The 25,712-nt window shown below is 73.5% G+C and carries 20 protein-coding genes; 7 read left to right on the top strand and 13 right to left on the bottom strand.

Features of this window, described 5'->3' with window-relative positions; translation table 11 throughout:
- Nucleotides 1-457: 457 nt before the first annotated feature.
- Nucleotides 458-1,195 (bottom strand): GNAT family N-acetyltransferase, encoded by a 738-nt coding sequence (locus I6A60_RS26980; protein WP_203024044.1) that lies wholly within the window; start codon nucleotides 1,193-1,195, stop codon nucleotides 458-460.
- Nucleotides 1,196-1,465: 270 nt separating this feature from the next.
- Nucleotides 1,466-2,734: an NAD(P)/FAD-dependent oxidoreductase gene (locus tag I6A60_RS26975; RefSeq protein ID WP_203024043.1), complete on the bottom strand. Its 1,269-nt coding sequence runs from the start codon at nucleotides 2,732-2,734 to the stop codon at nucleotides 1,466-1,468.
- Nucleotides 2,735-2,962: 228 nt separating this feature from the next.
- Between I6A60_RS26975 and I6A60_RS26970 the strand changes: the two genes are divergently transcribed.
- Nucleotides 2,963-3,829, top strand: a complete 867-nt coding sequence (locus I6A60_RS26970) for a serine hydrolase (protein ID WP_203024041.1) — start codon at nucleotides 2,963-2,965, stop codon at nucleotides 3,827-3,829.
- Between the two features lie 91 nt (nucleotides 3,830-3,920).
- Nucleotides 3,921-5,237 (top strand): YihY/virulence factor BrkB family protein, encoded by a 1,317-nt coding sequence (locus I6A60_RS26965; protein WP_203024039.1) that lies wholly within the window; start codon nucleotides 3,921-3,923, stop codon nucleotides 5,235-5,237.
- Here I6A60_RS26965 and I6A60_RS26960 read toward each other — a convergent pair.
- Entirely contained in the window at nucleotides 5,234-7,459 is a 2,226-nt protein-coding gene (locus I6A60_RS26960) for an NADP-dependent isocitrate dehydrogenase (RefSeq protein ID WP_203024037.1), read from the bottom strand. The genes I6A60_RS26965 and I6A60_RS26960 overlap by 4 nt on opposite strands.
- Before the next feature lie 326 nt (nucleotides 7,460-7,785).
- A complete protein-coding gene (locus I6A60_RS42975) occupies nucleotides 7,786-8,235 on the bottom strand; it encodes a DUF3017 domain-containing protein (RefSeq protein ID WP_307873888.1) in 450 nt (149 codons plus the stop codon).
- Between the two features lie 178 nt (nucleotides 8,236-8,413).
- Between I6A60_RS42975 and I6A60_RS26950 the strand changes: the two genes are divergently transcribed.
- Nucleotides 8,414-8,761 carry a hypothetical protein gene (locus I6A60_RS26950; protein WP_203024035.1) on the top strand — a complete coding sequence of 116 codons (348 nt, stop codon included), beginning with the start codon at nucleotides 8,414-8,416 and terminating at the stop codon, nucleotides 8,759-8,761.
- A gap of 353 nt (nucleotides 8,762-9,114) precedes the next feature.
- On the opposite strand, the gene purH is transcribed toward I6A60_RS26950, so the two are convergent.
- From purH to I6A60_RS26910, 8 genes are all read right to left on the bottom strand, one after another.
- On the bottom strand, nucleotides 9,115-10,788 hold the full coding sequence (gene purH / locus I6A60_RS26945) for a bifunctional phosphoribosylaminoimidazolecarboxamide formyltransferase/IMP cyclohydrolase (RefSeq protein ID WP_238436318.1): 1,674 nt from the start codon (nucleotides 10,786-10,788) through the stop codon (nucleotides 9,115-9,117).
- A 147-nt stretch (nucleotides 10,789-10,935) separates the two neighbouring features.
- Entirely contained in the window at nucleotides 10,936-11,529 is a 594-nt protein-coding gene (purN, locus tag I6A60_RS26940) for a phosphoribosylglycinamide formyltransferase (RefSeq protein WP_203020098.1), read from the bottom strand.
- Nucleotides 11,530-11,675: 146 nt separating this feature from the next.
- The gene (locus tag I6A60_RS26935; RefSeq protein ID WP_203020100.1) at nucleotides 11,676-12,401 is read right to left on the bottom strand and encodes a helix-turn-helix domain-containing protein; all 726 of its coding nucleotides are present in this window, start codon (nucleotides 12,399-12,401) and stop codon (nucleotides 11,676-11,678) included.
- Nucleotides 12,402-12,494: 93 nt separating this feature from the next.
- Entirely contained in the window at nucleotides 12,495-13,811 is a 1,317-nt protein-coding gene (locus tag I6A60_RS26930) for a DUF6350 family protein (protein WP_203020102.1), read from the bottom strand.
- Nucleotides 13,812-13,925: 114 nt separating this feature from the next.
- A complete protein-coding gene (locus I6A60_RS26925; RefSeq protein WP_238436316.1) occupies nucleotides 13,926-14,753 on the bottom strand; it encodes a hypothetical protein in 828 nt (275 codons plus the stop codon).
- Between the two features lie 296 nt (nucleotides 14,754-15,049).
- Nucleotides 15,050-15,922: a succinate--CoA ligase subunit alpha gene (sucD, locus tag I6A60_RS26920; RefSeq protein WP_203020105.1), complete on the bottom strand. Its 873-nt coding sequence runs from the start codon at nucleotides 15,920-15,922 to the stop codon at nucleotides 15,050-15,052.
- A gap of 23 nt (nucleotides 15,923-15,945) precedes the next feature.
- The gene (gene sucC, locus I6A60_RS26915) at nucleotides 15,946-17,112 is read right to left on the bottom strand and encodes an ADP-forming succinate--CoA ligase subunit beta (protein WP_203020106.1); all 1,167 of its coding nucleotides are present in this window, start codon (nucleotides 17,110-17,112) and stop codon (nucleotides 15,946-15,948) included.
- A gap of 414 nt (nucleotides 17,113-17,526) precedes the next feature.
- Nucleotides 17,527-19,515: a protein kinase gene (locus I6A60_RS26910; RefSeq protein ID WP_203020107.1), complete on the bottom strand. Its 1,989-nt coding sequence runs from the start codon at nucleotides 19,513-19,515 to the stop codon at nucleotides 17,527-17,529.
- 291 nt (nucleotides 19,516-19,806) lie between these two features.
- Here I6A60_RS26910 and I6A60_RS26905 point away from each other — a divergent pair, with 291 nt between their 5' ends.
- The 4 genes from I6A60_RS26905 (at nucleotide 19,807) to groL (ending at nucleotide 24,671) form a co-directional block, all read left to right on the top strand.
- On the top strand, nucleotides 19,807-21,303 hold the full coding sequence (locus tag I6A60_RS26905) for a carboxyl transferase domain-containing protein (protein WP_203055727.1): 1,497 nt from the start codon (nucleotides 19,807-19,809) through the stop codon (nucleotides 21,301-21,303).
- 124 nt (nucleotides 21,304-21,427) lie between these two features.
- Entirely contained in the window at nucleotides 21,428-22,354 is a 927-nt protein-coding gene (locus I6A60_RS26900; protein ID WP_203020109.1) for an alpha/beta fold hydrolase, read from the top strand.
- A 263-nt stretch (nucleotides 22,355-22,617) separates the two neighbouring features.
- Nucleotides 22,618-22,926 carry a co-chaperone GroES gene (gene groES / locus I6A60_RS26895; RefSeq protein WP_041261824.1) on the top strand — a complete coding sequence of 103 codons (309 nt, stop codon included), beginning with the start codon at nucleotides 22,618-22,620 and terminating at the stop codon, nucleotides 22,924-22,926.
- A gap of 107 nt (nucleotides 22,927-23,033) precedes the next feature.
- Entirely contained in the window at nucleotides 23,034-24,671 is a 1,638-nt protein-coding gene (gene groL, locus I6A60_RS26890; protein WP_203041852.1) for a chaperonin GroEL, read from the top strand.
- Between the two features lie 292 nt (nucleotides 24,672-24,963).
- Here groL and I6A60_RS26885 read toward each other — a convergent pair whose 3' ends face one another.
- On the bottom strand, nucleotides 24,964-25,341 hold the full coding sequence (locus I6A60_RS26885; RefSeq protein ID WP_203020111.1) for a WhiB family transcriptional regulator: 378 nt from the start codon (nucleotides 25,339-25,341) through the stop codon (nucleotides 24,964-24,966).
- Nucleotides 25,342-25,712 lie beyond the last annotated feature (371 nt).

Here is a 25,712-nt window from a genome sequence, read left to right as displayed (position 1 = left end):
CACTAGGGCGTGACCTTGGCTCCAGGGCTCGCCCTGGACGTTCCTGCCTGCCGGGTTCGCCCCGGCAGGACCGTCGGGGCCCCCCCCCGGGCCCCCCCCGGGGGGGGGGGGGGGGCGCGGGCGGGGGGGCCCCCACGGCGCGGGCGCGCGAACGCGCCCAGGGAACTCAATCCCGCCGAGCCACCTCGCCCACGGCGAACCGGCTCCTGGCTAGTTACGCCGCGTTACCTTCCGTCGAGCGTCAGGTGGAGGTGGCCGTAACTAGAGCACCCGCCAGGACTCACAGCGGCCACCTCCTCAAGGTCGTCCTCGCTAGAGGATCCGATAGGTTCTTGTCAAGGATAACGGCCGGTTCCGCGACGCCCCACCTGGGGCTGCCGTGATATTGGTCCTTTGCCCGACGCCGCAGCGGATGCCGGCCGGCGCGATGTCCACGCCCGAGGCCAGCCGAACCGGGTTACCAGCGTTCGCGGGCCCCGGCGTCACGGTCGCCGTCCAGCGCGACGCCGCCGGCCCACTCCCCACTGGCTCGCTCGACGCCCGCGAGAACGTGCGTCATCCGCAGCCAGCGGCGTTCGTCGCCTGGATCGCCGGAAGGGTCGCCGTCAACGGCGAACCCATGGCGCTCGTAGAGCCGCCGAGCGGCGGCGTTGTCCAGGTTGACCCACAAGGTGACCTCCCGCGCGCCGACCTCGCGGGACCAGGCGACCGCGGCCTCGACGAGCGCGTCGCCCGCACCGATGCCGCGCGCCCACGGCGCGATCCACATCGCGGCCAGCTCGCGCCGGTCGGCCTCCGTCGCGGGCGCGTAGGCCCTGGCCAGACCGCAGGGGGTGCCGTACCGGCTCACGATCGCCACGTAGTCGTCCTGGCGAGTGGCGCAGTCGATCGCCCTCCGGTCCCAGCCACCGGCCGGAACGGTCAGCTCGTCGCCGACGCAGCCGGAGAAGGCGCGCGGCGCGTCCGTGAGCGCGAGCAGCCGCAGTGACCGCAGCAGCAGCGCCTCATCCGCCCGGATCCGGCGGGTCTCGACCTCGATGGGTCCCTGCTCGACCGTCGTCAGGTCGACCGACGCGTGCTCACTCGCGGCGTCGGCGGGGCGCGCCGCATCCAGCGACGCGACGTATCCGCCAGGCGCGGCGATGGCCGCCGGCGCCGGCGCTACCGCGCCGACGTTCGTCCCCGTCGCGTTCATCGGCTCCTCTCAGGACAGTGGCAGGCGCGGTGCGGCAGTGCCGCGAGATGTCGCTCGGGCGCGCGGTGCCACGGGCAAAAGGCTAGGACCATGTGCTCGACTGCGAGCGATCAGGTTCGCACATTCCGGGCCCTTACGTCCGAGGGTGGCACGAAGGCCACGTGACGCGACCCATCGGCGCGGCCCCGAAACCGACCCTGACCAGCACCGACGCCGGCCCGCCACGGCCCGCGCCACCGTGGCGGCGGACGGCGGCCGGGCGCCCGCCGCTCAGCGACCCGGCCGCAGCGCTCGGCGGGCCACGATCCGGGCCAGCGAGGCGGCCGGGATCGTGCCCCGGCCGAGGCCGATCTCGACCAGCGTGTCGTACAGCTCAGTACGTCTGCTGGCCGCGTGGACGGCGGCGTCCATCAGCGCGCGGTGCCGGCCGGCGAGCCCGGCCAGCAGGGTCGTGTGCCGCAGATGGCGGCCCAGCTCGCCGGCGAGCGCGCGCCGGTAGGCACCGCCGGCCCGCTCCGGCCGGCCGGCGGCGACGGCGGTCATCGCCGCGTCGCCGGCGAGGGCGCCGGACAGCAGCGCGTAGTAGATCCCCTCGCCGGTCAGGGGGTTGATCAACGAGGCGGCGTCACCGGCGAGCAGCACGTGGCCGTCCGGCTGGCGCGGCCGCGCGGTGGACATCGGCAGGTGGTGGGCCCGCAGGGTCCCCGGGTAGGCCGGCTGGTCGGGCAGGATCGCCGCCAGCGTGCCGTGCAGCACCGCGCGGCCGGACCGCTCGTCGGCGCCGGCGGCGCCGCGGGCCGCGGCCGTGGCGTTCAGCTGGGAGCGCAGCATCCCGAAGCCGATGTTCGCCCGGCCGTCGCCGATCGGGAACGACCAGGCGTAGGCCGGCCAGCCCTCGTCCGTCATCTCGATGTACTGCTCGGGCGGGACGTCAGCCTTGGGCGCGTCCGCGTAGGCGCGCACGGCGATCGCGAGCGAGTCCGGCGGGTTCACCGCGATGCCCAGCGCCCGGCGCACCGCGGAGTTCGCGCCGTCCGCGCCGACGACGACCCGGGCGGCCAACGCGCCGCCGTCCACGACGACCGCCGGGGCACCGTCGGCGTCGGTGACCGCCAGCTCGCGGACCCGGTGACGCACGACCTGGGCGCCGCGGGCCTGGGCTGCCGCGAGGAGGCGCGCGTCGAACACCATCCGGGGGATGACGTGGGTGGCTCGGGCCGACGGCGTGGCGACCTCGGCGCCACCAGGGGTGCGCAGCCGCATCCGGTCGACCGGCCGGAATCCGGCGGCGGCGTGCGGCACACCCAGCTCGCGCAGCACGTCGAGGCCGTGCGGGGCGATGCCGTCGCCGCAGGTCTTGTCCCGCGGGAAGGTGGCCAGATCGGCGATCACCACGGTCGCGTCCGGCCGGTGGCGCAACACCGCGAGGGCGGCGGCGGCACCAGCCGGCCCGCCGCCGACGACGAGCACGTCGGCGACCCGGCCACGCAGCTCGGCCGGATCGGTGACCGGCACCGCCGGCGACTCCAGGAGGCGCATCGCCCCAGTTTCGCAGCCGGCGCCCCGGGCGGATGTCGCCGGTCCCCATCAACCGACCCCGGACCCTCCCCACCAGACTCCCGGGCCGGCCCACCAGACCCCCTGGCCCGGCCCACTCGGCCTACGTCGTGGCGGTCCCGAGGACGGAGCCGTAGCCCTGGCGTATGAGTGATCACACCTGGCCGGCGTCAACGGGCTGGGGTGGGGGGTGTTCGTAGAGTTCGGGGGGTGGAGGCGCTCAAGCAGGTGGCCGACTGGCCCGTTCCGACCGTCGCGGCGGTGGTGCTCGCCCGCGCCGCCGACGGCTCCGTACGCAGGGTCGGCGAGATCGGCGACCAGGCGGCGACGTTCCGGCTGGCAAGCGTCTCCAAGACGATGTCGGCCTACGCCGCCCTGCTCGCCGTCGAGGAGGGCGCGTTCGGGCTCGCGGACCCGGCCGGGCCGCCCGGCGCCACCGTCGCGCACCTGCTGGCCCACGCCTCGGGACTGGCGTTCTCCGGGCAGCGCACCCTGGCCCGCCCCGGCACGCGGCGGATCTACTCAAACACCGGCGTCGAGGAGCTCGGCCGGGCGCTGGAGACCGCGACCGGGATCGCGTTCGCCGACTACCTGGCCGAGGCGGTCTTCGCCCCGCTGGGCATGACGGCCAGCCGACTCGTGGGGTCGCCGGCGCACGGCGTCGAGGCGACGGCCGCCGACGTGGCCACGTTCGCCGCCGAGCTGCTGCGCCCGACGCTGCTGGCGCCCGAGACGTACGCCACGGCGACGCAGGTCGCCTTCCCCGGGCTGGACGGGGTGCTGCCCGGCTTCGGCATGCAGCGGCCGAACGACTGGGGACTGGGTTTCGAGCTGCGCGGCACCAAGGCCCCGCACTGGACCGGGTCGGCCAACTCCCCGGCGACGTTCGGGCACTTCGGCCGGTCCGGGACGTTCCTGTGGGTGGACCCGGTCGCCGGGGTGGCCTGCGTCGCCCTCACCGACCGGGATTTCGACCAGTGGGCGGCCGACGCCTGGCCGGTGTTCTCCGACGCGGTCCTGGCCGAGGCCGCCGCGCTCGATGTCCAGCACCTCGACGTCCAGCACCTCGACGTCTAGCACACTGCGGTCGCCCAGGCTGTCGCGGACTGAACGCCGACGGGGCGGCGGGGGTGATTCCGCAGGCGTGCCAGGGGGTATCCCGCCTGTCGTGGACGGCATCCGCGGCACATTCGACACGGCCCGCCGAGGGGTCTCCGGCGGTGTCTCGACGACCCGTCGATCGCTTCCACCGCTCGACCACACGATCCGCGCCTACGCGCGGTATGGAGCAAACGGCGGCGACCGGCTCGCGGCCTCTACGACCTACTACGTGTTCCTGTCGTTCTTCCCGCTCGTGGCGCTGCTGTTCGCGGCGACCGGCTTCGTCGTCGACTCGTACCCGGATCTGAAGGACGACGTCGTCCGGCAGATCAACGGCTACCTGCCTGGGCTCGCCGACAAGCTGAACATCAGCAGCCTGGGCACGCTCAAGGTCGGAATCGGCGTGCTCGGCCTCGTGGGCCTGTTGCTGGCCGGGTTGGCGTTCGTGTCGGCGCTGCGGGACGCGATACGCCTGATGTGGCACCAGGACACCGACGCCGGCAACCTGATCACTCGACGGCTGCGGGACATCCGGGTGCTCGCCGGGCTCGGGCTGCTCGTGGTGATCTCGCTGGCGCTGACGAGCCTCGCGACGTCCGCGAACGGGGTGCTGCTGCGCGCGACCGGAATGGCCGGCAGCTCCCTGGCCTCCTGGTCGGCCAGGGGCCTGGGTGTGCTGCTAGCCCTGATCGCCGACCTGATGGTGTTTCTGTACCTGTTCTGGCGGCTGCCCCGGCAGACGAGCCGACGAGCGGTCGCTCGGGCCGCCCTGCTTGGGGCGGTCGGGATCGAGGTGTTCAAGCTGGTCGGCACCTGGCTGGTGGGCAAGACCACCGACAACCCGATGTACGGCACGTTCGCGGTGCTCGTCGGCCTGCTGATCTGGATCAACGTCGTGATGCGCTGGACGCTGTTCGCCGCGGCCTGGGCGGTGACCGCGCCAGGGAACTCGGACGTCTTCCCCTCCGGTACCGCTGACCAGCAGACATCGGAGGCCGACGCGACGACCGACGAGCCGGCACCAGAAGGACCGGCACCGGAGGCGGACCCGGCGCGGGAAGTCCCGGCTTCGGGAGCAGCCGGCGCCGCGGACGAGGCGTCGCCAGCCAGCCCGCCGGCGCCGGCCGACGCGGGCGAGCCGTCCCCCGACCGGCACTGGCTCGCCGACCGGTTCCGCGGCGTCGTACTGCGGCGGCACCCCGCCGCGCCACGGGACCCCACGAACACCCGGCACCCCGCGACGCTGCCGGGCCCCGCGACGGGACCGGCCCCGGCCGCTCGGCCTGCGCCGGAGCCGCCGTCAGCCAGGACGGCTCCTCGCGACGAGGCGACGCCGGCCGCCCGCGCCCCAGCGCGGGGCGAGGACGGCCGGAGCAGCAGCTAGACCGCGTTCAGCGCGGCGATCGCCTCGTTGAAGGTCGCGGACGGGCGCATGACGGCGCTCGCCTTGGCCGGGTCGGGCTGGTAGTACCCGCCGATGTCGGTCGGGGAGCCCTGCACGGCCAGGAGCTCACCGGTGATCGTCGTCTCCTGGTCGGCGAGCGACTTGGCCAGCTCGGCGAACGCGGCGGCCAGCTGCTCGTCGGCGGTCTGCGCGGCGAGCTCCTGGGCCCAGTAGAGGGCCAGGTAGAAGTGGCTGCCGCGGTTGTCGATCCCGCCGACGCGCCGGGCCGGCGACCTGTTCTCGTTGAGGAACGTGCCGGTCGCCCGGTCGAGCGTCTCACCGAGGATCTTCGCGCTGGCGTTGCCGGTGACCTGGGCGAACTGCTCGAAGCTGACGGCCAGCGCCAGGAACTCGCCGAGGCTGTCCCACCGCAGGTAGTTCTCCTTGACCAACTGCTGGACGTGCTTCGGCGCCGAGCCACCGGCACCGGTCTCGAACAGGCCACCACCGGCCATCAGCGGCACGACCGAGAGCATCTTGGCGCTGGTGCCCAGCTCCAGGATCGGGAACAGGTCGGTCAGGTAGTCGCGCAGCACGTTGCCGGTGACCGAGATGGTGTTCTGGCCCTTGCGGATCCGCTCCAGCGAGTAGGCCGTCGCCGCGACCGGCGAGAGGATCTCGATGGTCAGGCCCGTCGTGTCGTACTCGGGCAGGTAGGCCTTCACCTTGGCGATCAGCTGGGCGTCGTGGGCGCGGTTCTCGTCGAGCCAGAACACCGCCGGGTCGCCGGTCGCCCGGGCGCGGGTGACGGCGAGCTTCACCCAGTCGCGGATCGGGGCGTCCTTGGTCTGGCACATCCGGAAGATGTCGCCCGCCGCGACCGGCTGCTCGAGAACCACCGTGCCGGCACCGTCGACGACCCGCACGACGCCGTCCGCCGCGATCTCGAAGGTCTTGTCGTGGGAGCCGTACTCCTCGGCCTTCTGCGCCATCAGGCCGACGTTGGGCACGGAACCCATCGTTGCCGGGTCGTAGGCGCCGTGCGCCCGGCAGTCGTCGAGGACGACCTGGTAGACGCCCGCGTAGCTGCTGTCCGGCAGCACGGCGAGGGTGTCGGCCTCGCTGCCGTCCGGGCCCCACATGTGGCCCGAGGTACGGATCATCGCCGGCATCGAGGCGTCGACGATGACGTCGCTCGGCACGTGCAGGTTGGTGATGCCACGGTCGGAGTCGACCATCGCCAGCGCCGGGCCGGCGGCGATCTCCGCCTCGAAGGACGCCTTGATCGCGTCGCCCTCGGGCAGCGCGGCCAGGCCCGCGAGGATCGCGCCCAGGCCGTCGTTCGGGGTGAGGCCGGCGGCGGCGATCGTGTCGCCGTAGGCGGCGAACGTCGACGGGAAGAACGCGCGCACCACGTGGCCGAAGATGATCGGGTCGGAGACCTTCATCATGGTCGCCTTCAGGTGCACCGAGAACAGCACGTCCTCGGCCTTGGCCCGGGCGATCTGGGCGGTGAGGAACTCGCGCAGCGGGCCGACCCGCAGCACGGACGCGTCGACGACCTCACTGGCGAGGACCTTGACCGAGCCCTTGAGCACGGTGGTCGTGCCGTTCGCCGCGGCCAGCTCGATGCGCAGCGCGCCGTCTGCGCCGATGACCGCCGACTTCTCGGTGCTGGCGAAGTCGTTCTGGGCCATCGTCGCGACGTTCGTCTTCGAGTCCGCGCTCCAGGCACCCATCTTGTGCGGGTGCTTGCGGGCGTAGTTCTTCACCGACGCGGGGGCGCGCCGGTCGGAGTTACCCTCGCGCAGCACCGGGTTCACCGCGCTGCCCTTGACCGAGTCGTACCTGGCGCGGACCGCGCGCTCCTCGTCGGTCTTCGGCTCGTCCGGGTAGTCCGGCAGCGCGTAGCCCTTGGCCTGCAGCTCGGCGACCGCGGCCTTCAGCTGCGGAATCGAGGCCGAGATGTTCGGCAGCTTGATGATGTTCGCCTCGGGCCGCAGGGCCAGCTCGCCGAGCTCGGCGAGCGCGTCGCCGATCCGCTGCGACTCCTCCAGGTACTCAGAGAACGTCGAGATGATGCGGCCGGCGAGCGAGATGTCGCGGCTGTCGACGGGTACGCCCGCAGCCGCGGCGTACGCCTGGATCACCGGCAGGAACGAGTACGTGGCCAGGGCCGGCGCCTCGTCGGTGAACGTATAGATGATCGTCGAATCAGTCACCGCTACTCCGCTTCGCGTTCGCTGCATCTCGCGAGCAGGACGTGGGTCCCGCTCAGTCGAACCTATGTCCCGCTCATCCCGTCTTCGCCGGCCCGCGGGAGCCGATGACGGGTCACGGCACCGGAGAGGGCGTCGAAGAGCCGGCGAGCGTCACGCGCGGCGGCCTGGCGACGGTTCAGCGACGTGATCGCGTCTCCAGGTGGCATGGGCGGCGCCCGCGAGGCTACCCCGCGCACGGGGTGGCCGGTGGCGCTGTGTGCGCGAGATTGCAGCCGGCACTCGCCGATCGGGCGGTGCCGGGCCCGCGCCGCGGTCCGCGTTCGCGGCTAGGCAGCCGGGATCGGGAGCGGGACCGTCAGGGTCAGGCCGATCACGGCAGCACCGAGCACGGTCAGCAGAAGAGTGTCGAACAGCCGGCCGCGCACGGCGAGCAGGCCCATCCGTTGGGCTGGCAGCACCAGCCGCGCCGCCGCCAGCACCAGGAGCACGGTGCCGATCCCGAACAGCCCGACCCGCCACCGGTTCTGCGCGACAACCAGGATCATTCCCACGACCACACCCGCCAGGGCCGCCGTCAGGGCGAACTCACGCACGAACCAGGGCCCGCAACGGCGGCGCTCGGCGGCTCGCTGCGCCTTCGCCCGGGCGCGCGAACCGGCCGGTGGGGGTTCGTGGTAGCCGGAACGGCCATCGCCAACGGTGGTCGCCGCGCCCGGGCGTGGCAGCTGCGCCGGTCCCTGAGGTCGTAGTGGCTGCTGCCGCAGCGCGTCAGGCACGGGCCTCGGCTGTCGCGCGCTCACGGTGCTACGCCCAGTCCGGCCACGCCCGCAGTGTAAGGAGCCAGCCGACTCCCCGGCACACCCACCCACTCGCGGCAAGCACCCCCCACCGCACGGCACTGACACGGACTAGGGCAGACTGCCCCGTCAGGTCCCACAGCAGGAGGAGCGTGACGTGGCAGACGAGTCGCCACACAGCAAGAAGCTTCAGGAGCTGATGTTCCGGGCGTGGGAGACCTTCGGGGACGCCCGCCATCTCGACAGCGACGACCGCGTGTTCGTCCAGGCCCTGGCGCGCCAGACCGCGGACCGTATCTCGGTCCTCTACGGCGCTTCCTGGCGTGAGGCGCTCGACTGGGTCTCGCAGCGTTACGTGCCGAACAGCGACGCGCCCGGCGGCCCGGCCACCGCAGCGACCGCCACCGCCACTCCGGCGACCGGCACCAGCTCGGCCACGACGACGACCAGCACCACCGGCGCGGCCCGCCGTGGCACCACCGCCGCGGAGTCGACGAGCGTCTGAAGCGCTGGCGCCGGCCAGCGGCCGCCCCCTGCCGCCCCTGAGGGGTCAGCGGGACCAGGCGGTCCGCCGGCCGGCGCCACCGACCAGCACGCAACACCCGCTCTGCCGTCGCGCCCGGAGGTCAGCCGGGCCGGCGACGAGCACGGCCAGCCCACGGACCCGCGCACACGGCGGGAACGCCGGGCCGGCGGTCGTCGCGACCCCAATCGACGCCACGACCCAGGCCGGGGCGGTCCGGGCGGTTCCGGCCGCCGCGGCTGAGCCGTCCGGCGGGCGCCGTCCGACGTCTGTCGGACAGCGGCCCGCGTCGTCCCGGCCCGACCAGCGGGCCAGGACGACGCTCGGCAGCCCGTCTAGTGCGCGAAGTGGCGCACGCCGGTGAAGTAGAGGGTCACGCCGGCCTCGCGCGCGGCTATGACCACCTCTTCGTCCCGGACCGAGCCACCCGGCTCGACGACGGCGCGTACCCCGGCTTCGGCGAGCACCTGGAAGCCGTCCGCGAACGGGAAGAACGCATCGCTCGCCGCGACCGCGCCCTTCGTCCGGTCACCCGCGCGGCTGACCGCGAGCTTGGCGGCGTCGACCCGGTTCACCTGGCCCATGCCGACCCCGACCGTCGCCCCGGCCGAGGCGATCAGGATCGCGTTGGACTTCACCGCCCGGATCGCGCGCCAGGCGAAATGCAGGTCGGCCAGAGTCTCCTCGTCCGCGGGGGTGCCGGCCTCCAGCGTCCACGTCGACGGCTCGTCACCGGCCGCGTCCAGCGCGTCCCTGGACTGCAACAGCAGCCCGCCGGAGACCTGGCGCAGCTCGACGCCGCGCGGATGCGGCGGCGGTGCGCACTGCAGCAGCCGGATGGACGGCTTGCGGGCCAGCACCTCGACCGCGCCCGGCTCGTAGCCCGGTGCGGCCACGACCTCGGTGAAGATCTCGGCGATCTGCTCGGCCAGCTCGACCGTGACCGGCCGGTTGGTCGCGATCACGCCCCCGAACGCCGACACCGGGTCGCAGGCGTGCGCCTTGCGATGCGCGGCCGCGATGTCCGCCGCGACGGCGATCCCGCAAGGGTTGGCGTGCTTGATGATCGCTACCGCCGGCTCGGCGAAGTCGTAGACGGCCCGGCGGGCCGCGTCGGTGTCGGTGTAGTTGTTGTAGGACATCTGCTTGCCGTGCAGCTGCTGCGCGGTCGCGAGCCCAGGCGTCGGGTCGTCGGCCGCGACGTAGAGCGCGGCCCGCTGGTGCGGGTTCTCGCCGTAGCGCAACACGTCCGAGCGGTGCCACTGGGCGGTGAGCACGTCCGGCCAGCCGGTCTCGGTCGCTGTCTCGTCCGGTGCGACGACGCTGGCGAACCACGAGGCGACCGCCGCGTCGTAGCCGGCGGTGTGGGCGAACGCCCGCGCGGCGAGCCGGCGGCGGGCCGGCAGGTCGAAACCGGGGCCGCGCACCGCCTCGATCAGCGCCGGGTAGTCACCCGGCTCGACCACGACGGCGACCGACGGGTGGTTCTTCGCCGCGGCCCGGATCATCGCCGGGCCACCGATGTCGATCTGCTCGACTGCCTCGTCCTCGGTCGCGCCCGAGGCGACGGTCTCCCGGAACGGGTAGAGGTTCACGACGACCAGGTCGAACGGCTCGATGTCCAGCTCGGCCAGCGTCTCGGCGTGCTCCGTCAGGCGCAGGTCGGCCAGCAGGCCGGCGTGCACCCGTGGGTGCAGCGTCTTGACCCTGCCGTCGAGCACCTCGGGAAAGCCCGTGAGGGTGCTGACCGGGGTGACGGCCAGGCCGTGGCGGGCCAGCACCTGGGCGGTGGAGCCGGTGGAGACGACCTCCACGCCAGCCGCCAGGAACGCCTCGGCCAGCTCACCGAGCCCGGACTTGTCGTAGACGCTCACCAGCGCGCGGCGCAGGCGGCGACGCCCGGTGGCGACCACCTCGGTGCCGGCGGTGGCCGTGGAATCGCCCGCCGATGACCGTGCCGCCGGGCCGTCGCCGGACGGGACCGCCGTCGCGTCCTGCGGCTTCGTCATGCTTCCTCCTTGTCGGCTCGCCGGCTCAGTCCGCCGGCGGGGCGTCGGTGCCCAGGCCTCTCACCGGCCCGGGGCGGTTCGCCCCGGCGCCCGGTCCCGCGCGTACACCCGCCGTCACCGGCAAGCGGCGGTCTCCCGCCGGCACCTTCAGGCGCTGCCACGCACGATCTTGCCGATCGTTGCGACGTACAGCCCACGTTCGACCGCCTGGATTCGGTCGCGCAGGTCGTCCTCGGTGTCGCCCGGGCGGACGTCGACCGCCGCCTGGGCGATGATCGGGCCGGTGTCGACACCCTCGTCCACCCAGTGGACGGTGACCCCACTGACCTTCACGCCATGCGCCAGCGCCTCCCGGATCGCGTGCGCACCGGGGAACGACGGCAGCAGCGACGGATGGGTGTTGACCGTGCGGAACCGCCCGATGACCTGCTTGTCCAGGATCTTCATATACCCGGCGAGCACCAGGAGGTCGGGGCGCGCGGCGGCGATCCGCTCGGCGGTGGCGGCGTTGAACGCGTCCCGATCGGCGTGGTCGCCCAACTGGACGGTGAAAACCGGCACGCCGAGGTCGGCCGCCCGCCGCTGCGCGCCGGTGTCGGGCCGGTCGGTTCCCACCGCGATGACGCGCGCGCCGAAGGCCTGGTCCTGGCAGGCATCCAGGATCGCTTGCAGGGTGGTACCCGCGCCGGACGCGAGCACGACCAGGCGAGCGGGGTCGGTCTGCGAAGGCAGCAGGCTCATCTCCCAGGTCTTTCCCAGGCTCGGCGACGCGAGTCGGGAGGCCCTCCCCCGGACCGGGCGGCCGGGGGACGGGCGAAAGCGGCCGCCGGATGCACCCGGAACCGTGAACGGCCCTGACGGCCGGCTCAGCCCGTGGCCGCGGCGGCCTACAACGACCTTCGACTGTACTGACTGGCGGGCCGCGACGCTCCGGAGCACGCGAGCCGCCCGGCCTCGTCGTCCTGGTGCCAGAACTCCTGCCCGAAGCCGAGGCCCAGGTCGAGCTCGAAGTCCGGGTCGAGTCTGAAGTCCGGGTCAAGCTTGAAGTCCGGGTCGGATGCGCAGCCGGGCACCGGGCCGCGGCACGCCCCAGCGGCCCCGGCAGCGCCACCAGGCCCCCGGCCGTCGCGGGCCATGCCGCCGCGGCCGGTGAGCTCGGCCGAACCGCCGGCGACGGGATCGAAGGCGCTGTAGTCGAACCCGTCGAGCAGGTCACCGGGCCGGCACAGGTACAGCTCGGCCAGCCGCCGCAACGTGTCCGGGGATGGTGCCCGGCCGCCGCGGGCCGGCCAGCTCTCCCAGTAGCTGAATGCCTTGTCGTTCTTCGGGTCAGCCGGCCAGCGCGCGTTCCACTGGCGGGCGGCCTGGTCCTGGGTCCAGCCGTGGGCGAGCCGGAAGGCCAGCCTGGCGTTCAGCCGGTAGGCGCGCTGCCAGTGAACGGCGATCCGCCGGTAGGTCCAGCCCAGCACCCGCAGCGCGGCCGCCTGAGCCCGCAGCTGAGCCGCCGTCGGGCGACGGACCGTCGCGACCGGGTGCGTGGCGGGCAGGCGCGGTGCCGGCAAGGGCGGCGCTGACATGAGCGGCGCGGGCAGGGATGGTGCTGGCAGGGTCACGGCGGGCTCCTTCCGGCGCGTGGCCGCTCGCCGCGGCCACCCGGACGTGCTCACCGTAGCCACCAGCTCCGACACGTGGCGGGCCAGTCCGGGTCAGCGTCGGCGGACCAGCTCGGCGACGCTGGTGACCAGGGCCCCGGCCATCCCCACCTCGACGAACGTGGCGAGCATCGCCCACCCGGGCGCCGGTCCCAGCCGGGCCGCGACGCCCGCGCCGATCCCGCCGCCGGAAACGGCGGCCAGCAGGCCGACCAGCAGGGCGCAGACGACCGTGCCGGCGCAGACCATGCTCAGCCGGCCGCCGAACGCACCACCCGGGCTCCCGCGCCGGACCGTGAGCGCCAGGGCCACGCCGGCGGCGAGCGGCGCGACAGCCAGCACCAGCCAGGCCCAACCCGGCAGGGGCGCGGTCGGCAGCAGCCGCAGCACCGGCAGGTCGGGCAGGCTGCCCGGGGCGGCGCTGGTGGGAGTCAGGGTCAGCTCGGGACCGGCCGCGAAGCCGATCCCCAGCGCGTAGCAGACCCCCCAGACGACCAGGTTGGGCAGCACCGCGAGCTGCCCGGCGAACAGGCCGAAACCGCCGACCACCCCGGGGCCGAGACCGTTCGCCGCGGCGGCCACGCTGCCGGCCCGCGCGATCAGCAGGACGCACAGGCCGAGCGCGCCGACGGCGGCGAGGGCGGCCGTCCCCGCGCAGCCCGCGGCGAGCGGGACCCGAAGCACCGCCGGCACCAGCCGCCACGCCGACCGGACCCGGCGGTGGCCGGCCAGCACACCGGCGGTCGCCCCGAGCCCGCTCAGCACGATGGCGCCAGCCACCGCCGAGCCCACGGCGGGCCGCGCGGCCGGCGCCGAGGCCGCCAGGCAGACCGCGAGCACCAGCGCGGTCTGCGCGACCACGACCGCGACCACGTCCAGGGCCGCGGCGCGGCGCGAGACCCGGCTGGGTGCGCTCGCGGCCGCCTTCGCCGCGGCTGGTCTCACGGTGCCGGAGGCCAGGGTGGCTCCGGGCCGGATCGGGAGCCTGCGCCGGCCGGCCATCGCGCGTTGCAGCAGCGAGTGCTGCTCGGCGCGCGCCGCCGCCAGCCGGTACCCCGCGGACCCTGCGACCAGCAGGGGCATCACGACAAGGCCCAGCGGATGAAAGTGGACGGCGCCGGCCGGCAGCCGCAGGGAGGCACCATGCGCGAGCAGCCACAGGTCGGCGCCGACCCGCAGCGCGGAACCGGCCCCGGCCTGGGCCCTGGTATCCGCGCCCCAGGCCATCAGGACGAGCAGCTCGACCGCGACCAGGCCGGCGGCGCCGGCCGCGACCGGGCCTGGCAGGGATACCCCGAACGCGTAGGCGAGCCGAGCGGCCCGGCTGCGCCGGACCACCGCGCTACCGCGGGACGCGACGGGGTGGGCCACGGGGACGACGCTCGCATGTCCCCGCCGACTGGTCGTTCCAACACGCCGGGTCATCGCCCGGAAATCGACCCGATCCAGCAGAAATCGCCGCCGATACCGAGCCGGCGGGGCACGTTAGCCAGGCTGCTGCCCGTACGGCTGGCCGCCCGCCGGCGGCTCCTGGGACCCGGGGTCGTAGCCCGGCGGCGGGGTTCCGTGGCCGGGCGCCGACGGCTGACCGTACCCGGGAGACGGCGGCTGCTGGCCGTAGGGCGCCGGCTGACCGTAGGGCGAATATGGCGTCGCGGGGGGCTGCTGGCCGTAGCCGGTCGGCTGGGTCGACGGCCCATAGCCGGGGGCCGGCGTGGGCTGGCCGTAGCCGGGAGCGGGCGTCGGCTGGCTGCCGTAGGGAGCATTCGGCTGCTGCCCGTACGGGGCACCGGGGGGCTGCTGGTAGGCATACGGCTGGCCGTAGGGCGGCTGGCCGTACGGCGGCGGCGCGCCGAAGGGGGCCGCCGGGGGCCTCGGGCCGCGTCCCGGAATCGACTCGCCGCTGGACAGCAGTCCCATCGCGGCGAAGGCGGTGAGGACGGCCGCGCCGATGAGACCGAAATAGAGCCCGATACCCGGGTCATACGGGCTGACGCTGACGAGACGGATGAGGACGAACAACGTCGCCACGCCGCCGAGGATCACATTGAGCAGCGCGGGGCCCACCGGGCCGAGCTGCGGGACCCGCACGCCGCCGAAGCTCCGTGCGGCGACAAGCCCGGCCACGCTGACCGAGAGCAGAATCGCGACAACCGGAAAGAATCCGCAGGCCCAGCCCGCATGGCTGGCACCGCGGTAGTAGTAGTAATCGACCCGCATCCAGGGCAGGAAGCCCGCAATGAACACGACCGCGCCGGCGGCGACCATGCCGACGTCACTGGTTGCGACATCGCGACCAGCGATCTTGACCATTGGGACCAACCCCGCTCTGTCCAGCGTCACGGCATCCGGCATCGCCGCGGCGCGGCCTCTGATTCAGCAAGCATCGCCACGAAAGTCCTACCGTATTATCCCGGATTCGCGCCGGGGCCGGTCAGGACCATGACAGCCATCCCTGACTGCGACGCGGACCAGCGTCCCGCCGAACCCGATGCCGAGGCGCCGCACCTGACGAAGCCTGCCACCCGGCCGAGCCGCGGGCTATCTGGGCGCCCGGGCCCGCCGACCACCCCGGTGTGGCCACGTCGCGGCCACACCGGGGTCGTTGGTCAGAGCGAGCGCATGATGTCGGCCATCAGACGCGCGGTCTCGGACGGCGTCTTGCCGACCCGGACCCCGGCCTTCTCCAGCGCTTCCTTCTTGGCCTGCGCCGTACCGGACGAACCGGAGACGATCGCGCCGGCGTGACCCATCGTCTTGCCCTCGGGAGCGGTGAAGCCCGCGACGTAGCCGACGACCGGCTTGGTGATGTGCGCCTCGATGTGCGCGGCGGCACGCTCCTCGGCGTCACCACCGATCTCACCGATCATGACGATCGCGTCGGTCTCCGGGTCCGCCTCGAAGGCGTCCAGGGCGTCGACGTGGATGGTGCCGATGACCGGGTCGCCACCGATGCCGACGCCGGTCGAGAAGCCGAAGTCGCGCAGCTCGTACATCATCTGGTAGGTCAGCGTGCCGCTCTTGCTGACCAGGCCGATCCGCCCGGGCGGGGTGATGCTGGCCGGGATGATGCCGGCGTTCGACTTGCCGGGGCTGATGATGCCCGGGCAGTTCGGCCCGATGATCCGGGTCTTGCCCTTGGCCTGCGCCGTCGCGAAGAACGAGGTCGTGTCGTGCACCGGCACGCCCTCGGTGATGACGACGGCGAGCGGGATCTCCGCGTCGATCGCCTCGAGCGCCGCGTCCTTGGTGAACTTCGGCGGGACGAAGATGACCGAGACGTCGGCGCCGGTCTGCTCCATCGCCTCGGCGACGGACGCGAACACCGGTACGCCGTCCTGGGACTGACCGGCCTTACGGGCGTTCACCCCGGCGACGATCTTCGCGCCAGATGCCGCCATGCGCTTCGCGTGCTTGCTGCCTTCCGAACCTGTGATGCCCTGCACCACGATCCGGCTGTTCTCGTCGAGCCAGATGGCCATAGTGAGCTGTATTCCTTCTCGACTCAGGCCGCGGCGGCGGCGAGCTCGGCGGCGAGCTTGGCCGCGCCGTCCATGGTGTCGACCGGCTTCACAACCGGGAGATTGGCCTCGGCGAGGATGCGTCGGCCTTCCTCGGCGTTGTTGCCGTCGAGGCGGACGACCAGCGGGGTGGTGATGTCGCCCACCAGCTCGAGCGCCTTGATGATGCCGTTGGCGACCGCGTCACAGGCGGTGATACCGCCGAAGATGTTGACGAAGACACTCTTCACCGACGGGTCGGAAAGAATGATCGAAAGGCCGTTCGCCATGACTTCGGCCGAGGCGCCGCCGCCAATGTCGAGGAAGTTCGCCGGGCGCTTCCCGCCGAACTCCTCACCGGCGTAGGTGACGACGTCCAGGGTCGACATGACCAGGCCGGCGCCGTTGCCGATGATGCCGACCTCACCGGTCAGCTTGACGTAGTTGAGGCCCTTTTCCTTCGCCTTCTGCTCCAGCGGGTCGACCGCGGAGTTGTCGACGAGCGCCTCGTTCTCCGGGTGCCGGAAGTCGGCGTTCTCGTCCAGCGAGACCTTGCCGTCGAGAGCGACGACCGTGCCCTCGCTGGTCAGGATCAGCGGGTTGACCTCGACCAGGGTGGCGTCCGCCTTGACGAACACCTCCCAGAGCTTGGTGAGCAGCTCGGCGGCGCCGTCGAGGGCGGCCTCGGGGAGCTTGGCGGCGACGGCGATCTCACGGGCCTTCGCCAGGTCGACGCCGGCCAGTGGGTCGATGTGGATGCGGGCGAGCGCCTCGGGCTTGGTGGCGGCGACCTCCTCGATCTCCATGCCACCTTCGCGGGACGCCATCGCCAGGAAGGTACGGTTCGCGCGGTCCAGCAGGAACGACGCGTAGTACTCCTCCGCGATGTTGCTGGCCTGCTCGACGAGCACCGAGTGCACGGTGTGGCCCTTGATGTCCATCCCGAGGATGGCGCTGGCCTTCTCGAAGGCGTCGTCCGGCCCGTCGGCGACCTTCACGCCGCCGGCCTTGCCGCGGCCACCGGCCTTCACCTGGGCCTTGACGACGACCTTGCCGCCTAGCTCCGCGGCGATCGCGCGGGCTTCTTCCGGGGTGGCGGCGGTCTTGCCGGTGGGCACCGGGACGCCATGTTCGGCGAAGAGGGCCTTCGCCTGGTATTCGAAGAGATCCACGGTCCGTCCAGTGGGGTGCGGTCGGTCAGGGGATGCACGGAACGGATGCGAGCCTATCGACGCACCCGCCGTGACGCGCGCCTGCGCGGTCCAGGCCACGGACGGCACCACCACTTCGCAGGGGTGCCGATTGTGACCCACACCGCGCCGCCTGGGCGGCCCGCGGCCGGCATCGACGTAACCGTCTGACACACCGACACAGCCGCGCCGCCCATGCACGCGCGGCAGAACCGTACAAAATGCCTGGCCGCCCCCGGATGTCGGTGGTATCGAACTCACCTGGCGGGTTACCCGCCGGCGAACGACAACCGGCTCAGCCGGAACAGAACCGACGTCGGCGTATGTCCGATCTCACATCACGCGACTCTCTGAAATGGTCGGCCGGCGCATGGCGTTTCCGCGCCGAATACCCGGTCAGCCGCGACCGGCGGCCACTCCAAGGAAGATCATCGCGACGATGATCCCGGGCCAGCCGAGCATGATGCCCACCGCGGCCAGGCGGTCACCACGCCGGGCGACGGACCGGGCGGCGGACCGGGCCCGGTAGCCGAGATAGACGCCGGCCACGCTGCCGAGCCCGAACAGCCAGCACACGGAGAGCGCGGCCGACAGCATCGCGGGCACGTTCCAGGCCGCCGCGCCGCCGACGGGAACCGATTTCCCGCCGCCGACGACCTCCTCAGCGCCAGGAGGTCTCCCGGCCACCGGCGGTCGGGGCCGCCGTGGGTCAACAGGCGCGCCCGCGGGCAGCGGGTACGGAGTCCCCGGGGCCGAGCCGGCCGGCGGTAGCGAAGGCCGGTACCCACCGCCCGCCGGCAACGCGGCGCGGTACCCGTCGCCCATCGGCAACGCGGGGTTGTGTCCATTGCCCGTCGGCGGCGGGGGCCGATACGGATCGGGCGGGGGCACCGCGGGCCGATATGAATCTGACGGGGGCGGCGCCGGCGGGTAGGAGGCCGCGGCCGGCATCGGCCGGTACCCGCCACCGGCCGGTTCCGGACGGTAGGACTCAGGCCGTGGCGGGGCCGCCCGATACGCGTCAGCCGGTGGCGGGACACCCAGCGACCCGGCCCGCGCCGACCGCCAGTCCGGGTCCTGGGCGGGAAGCGGGTACTGCTCGGGGGCGTTCGGCTGCCGCGGCGGCGAGGGCCGGGGAGGCTCGGCCCGCGCTGGTCCGGCGGGGTACCCACCGGACCACGGCTGTGGCGGCGGCTGGGCGCCGGGCTGCCCGGGCGGGTAACCGTCGGGCAGCCGCTGGCCGAGCGGATTCGGGCCGGTCTGGCGCGGGGCGTCGGGGCGCGGGGCGTCGGGGCGCGGGGCGTCGGGACGCCGGCCGGCGGGTGGGACGTCACCCGGGCGCGGCTGGTCCAGCGCCGCGGCCACCGGCCGGGCCCCTGACGCGGGAGCCGGAGCTGGCCGCCAGGTCGCCGGCACGGGCCTCGACATCGGCCCGGCCGGCGCAGGTAATGCCCCACCGTGGCGGGCGGCGAGCCGCGGGTCGGGATCCGGGCGCCGAGCCGGCCGACCGGGCAGCTGACCGGTCCAGTCCCGCTCCAGCACGGTCTCGGTCGCCCGATGCGCCTCGCTCATGGTGCGCACCGGGTGGCCACTCAGGTTGGCGAGCAGCCCGGCGGCCGACGGGCGTAGGCCTGGTTCCTTCTCCAGCGCCGGGATGACCGTCGCGAGCAGGTAGTCGGGCAGGTGCTCGAGGTCCGGCCCCTCCCGCTGGATGCGGAAGGCCAGCACCTCGGCGCGGTCGGCGTGGAACGGATGCCGGCCGGTCGCCGCGTAGGCGACGCAGCAGCCCCAGGAGAAGATGTCGGCCGGTGGCCCAGCCTGCTCGCCCCGCATCTGCTCGGGCGCCATCCACGCGAGCGTGCCGACGACGTGGCCCGTGCGGGTGAGCGTGGCGTTGCCATCGAGCTGGGCGATCCCGAAATCGATCACCCGAGGGCCGTCCCAGGCCAGCAGGATGTTGGACGGCTTCAGGTCGCGATGCACCACGCCGGCCTCGTGGATCGCCACGAGGGCGTCGGCCAGGCCGGCCGCGAGGCCGCGCACCAGCCGCTCGGTCAGCGGCCCGCGCTGGCGTACCGCGTCGGCCAGGCTGATGCCCTCGACGTACTCCGTGACCATCCAGGGCCGCTCGGACTCGGTGTCGGCGTCGAGCACGGCGGCGACCGCGCCACCGCGAACCCGCTGCGCGGCCCGCACCTCGCGCTGGAACCGGCGGCGGAACTCCACGTCCTCGGCGAGCTCCGCCGAGGCGACCTTCACGGCGACAGGCTCGCGACGCTCGGTGAATGCCAGATAGACGGTGCCCATCCCGCCCTCGCCGATCCGGTTCTGCAGCCGGTACGGGCCGATGGCGGTGGGATCGTCGTCGGTGAGCGGTGTGAGCATGGCCCCCCTCGCGCTGGCCGCGCGCTGCCGACGAGCCCAGTCGACTTGGCGTTGCGTCACAAGCCGCGCATTCAGCCGCTACCGGCATGATGGTGACTTTGCACAGTATGCCAACGGCGACGCCGCTACCGCACACGCCGGGTTGTCACGTCCAAACCCATGGTGTTTCCCGACCGCCGCCAGACCGGTCGACGGGACCAGAGCAGCCCGCTGGCCAGCGAGTCCACAGCGCGGAGTGACATTCGGCGCGGGACGGCGACACGGCCACCCGCCGGGCCTGACGATGCGGACATGACCGATCGCCATCCGACGTCGGCCGACCGCCATGCCGAGCGGGGCCAGCAACCGTGCCCCGAACCGGCTCAGGACCGCCCACCCGCCCCGGCCGACTGGCGCGCCCGCCTGCTCGCCGCGGTCAGCCCGCGGCCACCGTCGCCGCCCGCGCCCAACCGGATCGACTGGCCGAACTACACCGGGAGACCCGCGGTCTGGTGGGGCGACGGGACGGTCGCGGGCGCTCACTGCGTCGTCGCGGTCTGGGAGTTCGCCGTGTACGGCGGGAGCTTCGGCGAGGTCGACGCGGCCACCTTCGCCGCGGCGGCCGAGCACGCGGCCACGACGGGCCTGCCGCTGCTGTCCTTCCTGCGTAGCGGCGGCACCCGGCTGCAGGAGGGCGTGGCCGGCCTGGTCGGGCTGCCACGAGCGGCGCTCGCGGCGATGCGCCTGGCCGAGGCCGGCGTGCCGCACCTGGCCGTGGTCGACCAGCCGACGACCGGCGGCGTGTGGGTGACGGTCGCGTCCCGCGCCGACCTGCGCTGCGCGGTCGCGGGAGCGACGGTCGGGTTCGCCGGCCCCCGGGTCGTCACGGCGGTCACCGGCACGGCCCTCGACGGTTCGAGCCACACCGCCGAGTCGGCGTTCGCGGCCGGGCACGTTGACGTCGTCGCCCAGCCAGACCAGGTCGAGGCCTGGTTGGCGACGGCGCTCGCCGCCGTGACGGCGAAACCGGCCGGTTCAGGCGACGCCGGTCCGACCGAAGTCGGTGTCGACGACGGGACCGCCGTGCGGCGCGGCTGGGAGCAGGTCCAGGCCGCTCGCGCGCCCGGGCGGACCACCGCCGGCGCCGCGCTCGACGCACTGGTGCCGCGCGGCGTCGAGCTCGCGGGCGGCGACGCGACGGTGCGGGCCCGGCTGGGCCTGCTCGCCGACGCCACGGGTACCGGCGTGGTCGCCGTGGCGCTGGCTGCGACGCCGGGCACGGCCCCCGGGCCGGCCGGCTTCCGGCTGCTGGAGCGGGCCGCTCACCTGGCCGGCCGGCTCGGGCTCCCGCTGGTGACCTTCGTCGACACGCCGGGCGCCGACCCGAGCCCGGCGGCCGAGGCCGGCGGCGTCGCCGCGGCGATCGGTGCGGCGATGGGGGCGGTGCTGGCCTGCCCGAGCCCGACCATCTGCGTCGTCGTCGGCGAGGGCGGTTCGGGCGGAGCGCTGGCCGCGGCCTGCGTGGACGTCCTGCTGATGGCCCCGGACAGCTACCTGACGGCACTCGCCCCGGAGGGGGCGGCCACCACGTTGCGCATCCCGGCCGAGCGGGCGGCCGACCTCGGTGGCCTGCGGCCGACCGACCTGCGCCGACTCGGCTTCGCCGAGGGCGTGCTCGGCTCCGGCGAGCCGGCGGCGCTCGCCGCGGCCGTCGCCGCGACGCTCGGCCCTCTCCATGGCTCTGACCAGGGCGTTCGGCTCTCCGCCAGGCGGCGGAAATGGTCGACGGGGCTACCTGGACGTCTGTAACCTGACGTCCCCAACCAGCACACCGGCTCCGCCCCTGGCCAGAAAGTGATCTCCGGTCATCGCCATCCGACTGCGCAACCAGCTAGGGCACCTGGGCAACGCCGCCGGGCGGGCCACCCGGGACGTGGCGACCGCGCCCTTCGACGTCGGCCGGGCGCTGACGCGGCGGGTCGGGGCGGCACCGGCGACCATGCTGGGGCTGGTCACCGAGGCGGCCAGCCTCGCCACCCACGTGGCCTTCTACCCAGCGGGGGTCCGGGCGGGCCGCGCGCCGGCCGCGGACCGCTACAGCCTGGCCGGGCTGGCGCCGCTGCAACGCGGCCTGTTGATCGGCCATCCGGCCGCGGCCGGAATGCCGATCCTGCTGGTGCACGGGCTGGTCGACAACCGTTCGATCTTCGCCCGGCTGCAGCGCACGCTGCGCCGCCGCGGGTTCGGCCACGTCGAGACGGTCAACCTGCCGCTGTACGCCATCGACGTGCCGACCGCCGCGCGGATGCTCGCGGTCACCGTCACCGAGATCTGCGGACGGACCGGCTACCAGCAGGTCCACGTCGTCGCCCACTCGCTCGGCGGGCTGGTCGCCCGCTATTACGTCCAACGGCTGGCCGGCGACGAGCGCGTGCACACGCTGGTCACCCTGGGCACCCCGCACGGCGGCACCCGGCTGGCCCACCTGGTGCCCCGGGTGGTCCCGTACCGGCTGGTCGCGTCGCTGCGGCCGGGCTCGCCGCTGCTGACGGAGCTGGCCGAGCCCGCGTCCAGCTGCGGCACCCGGTTCCTCTCGATCGGCGGCGGGCTGGACTCGGTCGTGCGGCCCGAGTCGGCGGCACTGAACCATCCCGATCTCGTCGGCCTGAACGTCACGGTGCCCGGCCTCGGCCACCACTCGCTCCCGTTCAACGGCGACGTCGCCCACGGCATCGCCGCGGCCCTCGCCGACCTCGACGGCCCCCTCACGTGGCTGGACCAGCCCGCCAGCCACCCCCCGGCGCGACACGCGGGCCACGACTCGCCCCCCGACCGGCGCTCAGCAACGTCGAACCTCTAGCTCAACCGGTCACCTAACCGGCGAACCCAGACGAATCGGGAGGGCGCCCTGGCGCCCGAACCGGACGAAACGCACCCCAGGTCCCGACCCTGGACAAGCGCCCGCCCCACAGCCACTGATCCGACCGGGTCGGTTGACGAGTGCGACACTAATGCTAAGTTGGCACTCGGCACGTGAGAGTGCCAGCGACATACGGCGCCTGTTCACCCGCGGCGGCAGGTTGCCAGGGTCGCTCTCTCATCCAGCGTAGGAAGGGGAGGTCGATCGTGACGACCGCCACCAAGGTTGCCATCAAGCCTCTCGAGGACCGGATCGTCGTCCAGCCGTCGGATGCTGAGACCACGACCGCCTCGGGCATCGTGATCCCGGACACCGCCAAGGAGAAGCCCCAGGAGGGCAAGGTTCTCGCGGTGGGCCCGGGCCGGTTCGAGGACGGCAAGCGCGTCCCGCTCGACGTCAAGGTCGGCGACGTCGTGCTGTACAGCAAGTACGGCGGCACCGAGGTCAAGTACGCCGGCGAGGAGTACCTCGTCCTCTCGGCCCGCGACGTCCTCGCGATCATCGAGAAGTAGTTCGGCCTGGGCGTATCCCGGGCGGGTTCCGACAATGTCGGCATCGCGCCCGGGATACGCCCTTCGGCGTTCTGCCGGGGACCGGCAGCGGGAGGAACCGCAACCACATGAGCAAGATCCTCACATTTCGCGAGGACGCGCGCCACGCGCTCGAGCACGGGGTGAACACGCTGGCCGACACGGTCAAGGTGACCCTCGGCCCGCGCGGGCGCAACGTCGTCCTCGACAAGTCCTACGGCGCTCCCACCATCACGAACGACGGCGTGACCATCGCCCGTGAGGTCGAGCTGACCAACCCGCACGAGAACCTTGGCGCCCAGCTCGTCAAGGAGGTCGCGACCAAGACCAACGACGTCGCCGGCGACGGTACGACGACGGCGACGGTGCTGGCCCAGGCCATGGTCCGCCAGGGCCTCAAGGAGGTCACCGCCGGCGCGGCCCCGGTGTCGCTCAAGCACGGCATCGAGGCGGCCGTCGAGGCGGTCTCCCAGGCGCTGCTCGACGCGGCCATCGAGGTCAGCTCGAAGGAGACGATCGCCCAGGTCGCCGCGATCTCCGCCCAGGACACCCAGGTCGGGGAGCTCATCGCCGAGGCGATCGACAAGATCGGCAAGGATGGTGTCATCACCATCGAGGAGAGCCAGACCATGGGTCTGGAGCTCGAGCTGACCGAGGGGATGCAGTTCGACAAGGGCTACATCTCCCCGTACTTCGTCACCGACCAGGAGCGGATGGAGGCCGTCCTCGAGGACGCCTTCGTGCTGCTGCACCCGGGCAAGATCGGCGCGCTCAACGACCTGCTGCCGGTGCTCGAGCTGGTGGTGCAGGAGCGCAAGCCGCTGCTGATCATCGCCGAGGACATCGACGGCGAGGCGCTGTCGACCCTGGTCGTCAACGCGATGCGCAAGACCTTCCAGGTCGTCGCGGTCAAGGCGCCGGGCTTCGGTGACCGCCGCAAGGCGATGCTGCAGGACCTCGCCGTGCTCACCGGCGGCCAGGTCATCGCCGAGGAGGTCGGCCTCAAGCTCGACGCGGCCACCCTCGCCGACCTCGGCCGGATCCGCCGGGTCGTCGTCGACAAGGACACCACCACGCTGGTCGACGGCGCGGGCGACACCGAGTCGGTCTCCGCACGGGTCAAGCAGATCCGGGCCGAGATCGAGGCCTCCGACTCCGACTGGGACAAGGAGAAGCTGCAGGAGCGGCTGGCGAAGCTCGCCGGCGGCGTCGCGGTCATCCGGGTCGGCGCGGCCACCGAGGTCGAGCTCAAGGAGAAGAAGCACCGTCTGGAGGACGCGGTCTCCGCCACCAAGGCGGCGATCGACGAGGGTGTGGTCGCCGGTGGCGGCTCCGCGCTCGTGCACGTCGCCAGCGCGCTGGACGGCGACCTGGGCAAGACCGGTGACGAGCGGTCCGGGGTTCGGCTGGTGCGGTCCGCGCTGTCCGCGCCGCTGCACTGGATCGCCCGCAACGCCGGTCTCGACGGCCCGGTCGTCGTGTCCAAGGTCTCCGAGCAGCCGGTCAACCACGGCTTCAACGCGGCCACCCTGACCTATGGCGACCTGATCGCCGACGGGGTCATCGACCCGGTCAAGGTCACCCGGTCGGCCGTCGCGAACGCCGCGTCGATCACGGCGCTGCTGCTGACCACCGAGGTCCTCGTCGTGGAGAAGCCGGCCGAGGCGGCCCCCGCCGCGGCCGGGCACGGCCACGGTCACGGCCACAGCCACGGGCCTGGCTTCTAGGCAGGCACCGCGGAACGAGAAGAGCCCGGCCGGTGCACCAGCACCGACCGGGCTCTTTCGTTGCCTGGGCAACCGGCCACCCTAGCCACGATTACTGAGCATTACCAGCCTCTCACCATGTGCAGCGTCGGCGCACCCATCGCGGGTGAGCCGGCCGCCGGCCCCGCGATGTCGGCATCTGGGCCACCGCCGGCCCCCGGCATCTGGCCACCGCCGGCCCCCGGCACCTGCCACCGCCGGCCCTCTGCCACCGACACCGCCGGCCCCCGCGATCTGGCACCGCCAGCCCCGCTCAGGCGACGACGGGTGCCTGCCGGTAGGCGTCGACGGCGTCGGCCGCCGGGTTCGCGACGTGCCCCACCGGCACACTGGTCTGCCGCGCCCCGCCACGACGGGTCCGGCCAGTCAGGATCGCCTCCCGCTCGGACTCGCTCATCCCGCCCCAGACCCCGTAGGGCTCGCGGGCGGACAACGCGTGCTCACCACATTCCTTGATCACCGAACAGCGCGCACAGATGGCCTTCGCGGCCGCCTCACGAGCCGCCCGGGCCGGGCCACGCTCCCCCTCCGGATGGAAGAACAGCTCGGTGCTCTCCCCCCGGCAGGCGCCGTGCAACTGCCACTCCCATTTCTCCGCGCCGGGTCCAGGCAGACGTCGGACGTCGGTCATCGGCTGAGCCCCCCTCGTTCGCCCCTCAGCGTTCGCCCCTCGGCCGTCGAGCCGCGGCGGCGACCTGCGTTGCCCGCACACCGTAGGCCGGCCCACCCCATTTTCGATCTTGAAAAATTCACCCGGCCCGAGCCGGCCGCGCCGGGCGGGAACGCCCCCCGCCGGCGCGGTCGCGGAGCCGGAATCGTGCCGTCACCCCACGGGCGCGGAACAGTCAGCTCTTTGGGCGCTACCCGCCGCCGGAGCAGGCAACCGGGGCCGCCGGTCGGAGTTCGCGCTGGTCGGGCCGATTTCTCGGCCCGATGGGAGGAACAACCGGACGTTGGCCAGGACGCCGGAAAACGGGACGACATCTCCGGACAGTCACCCGA

This window comes from Frankia sp. AgB1.9 (assembly GCF_016786355.1).
Taxonomy (GTDB): domain Bacteria; phylum Actinomycetota; class Actinomycetes; order Frankiales; family Frankiaceae; genus Pseudofrankia.
The sequence above is the reverse complement of the archived record's forward strand: the minus strand, read 5'-3'. Positions and strand labels throughout refer to the sequence as shown.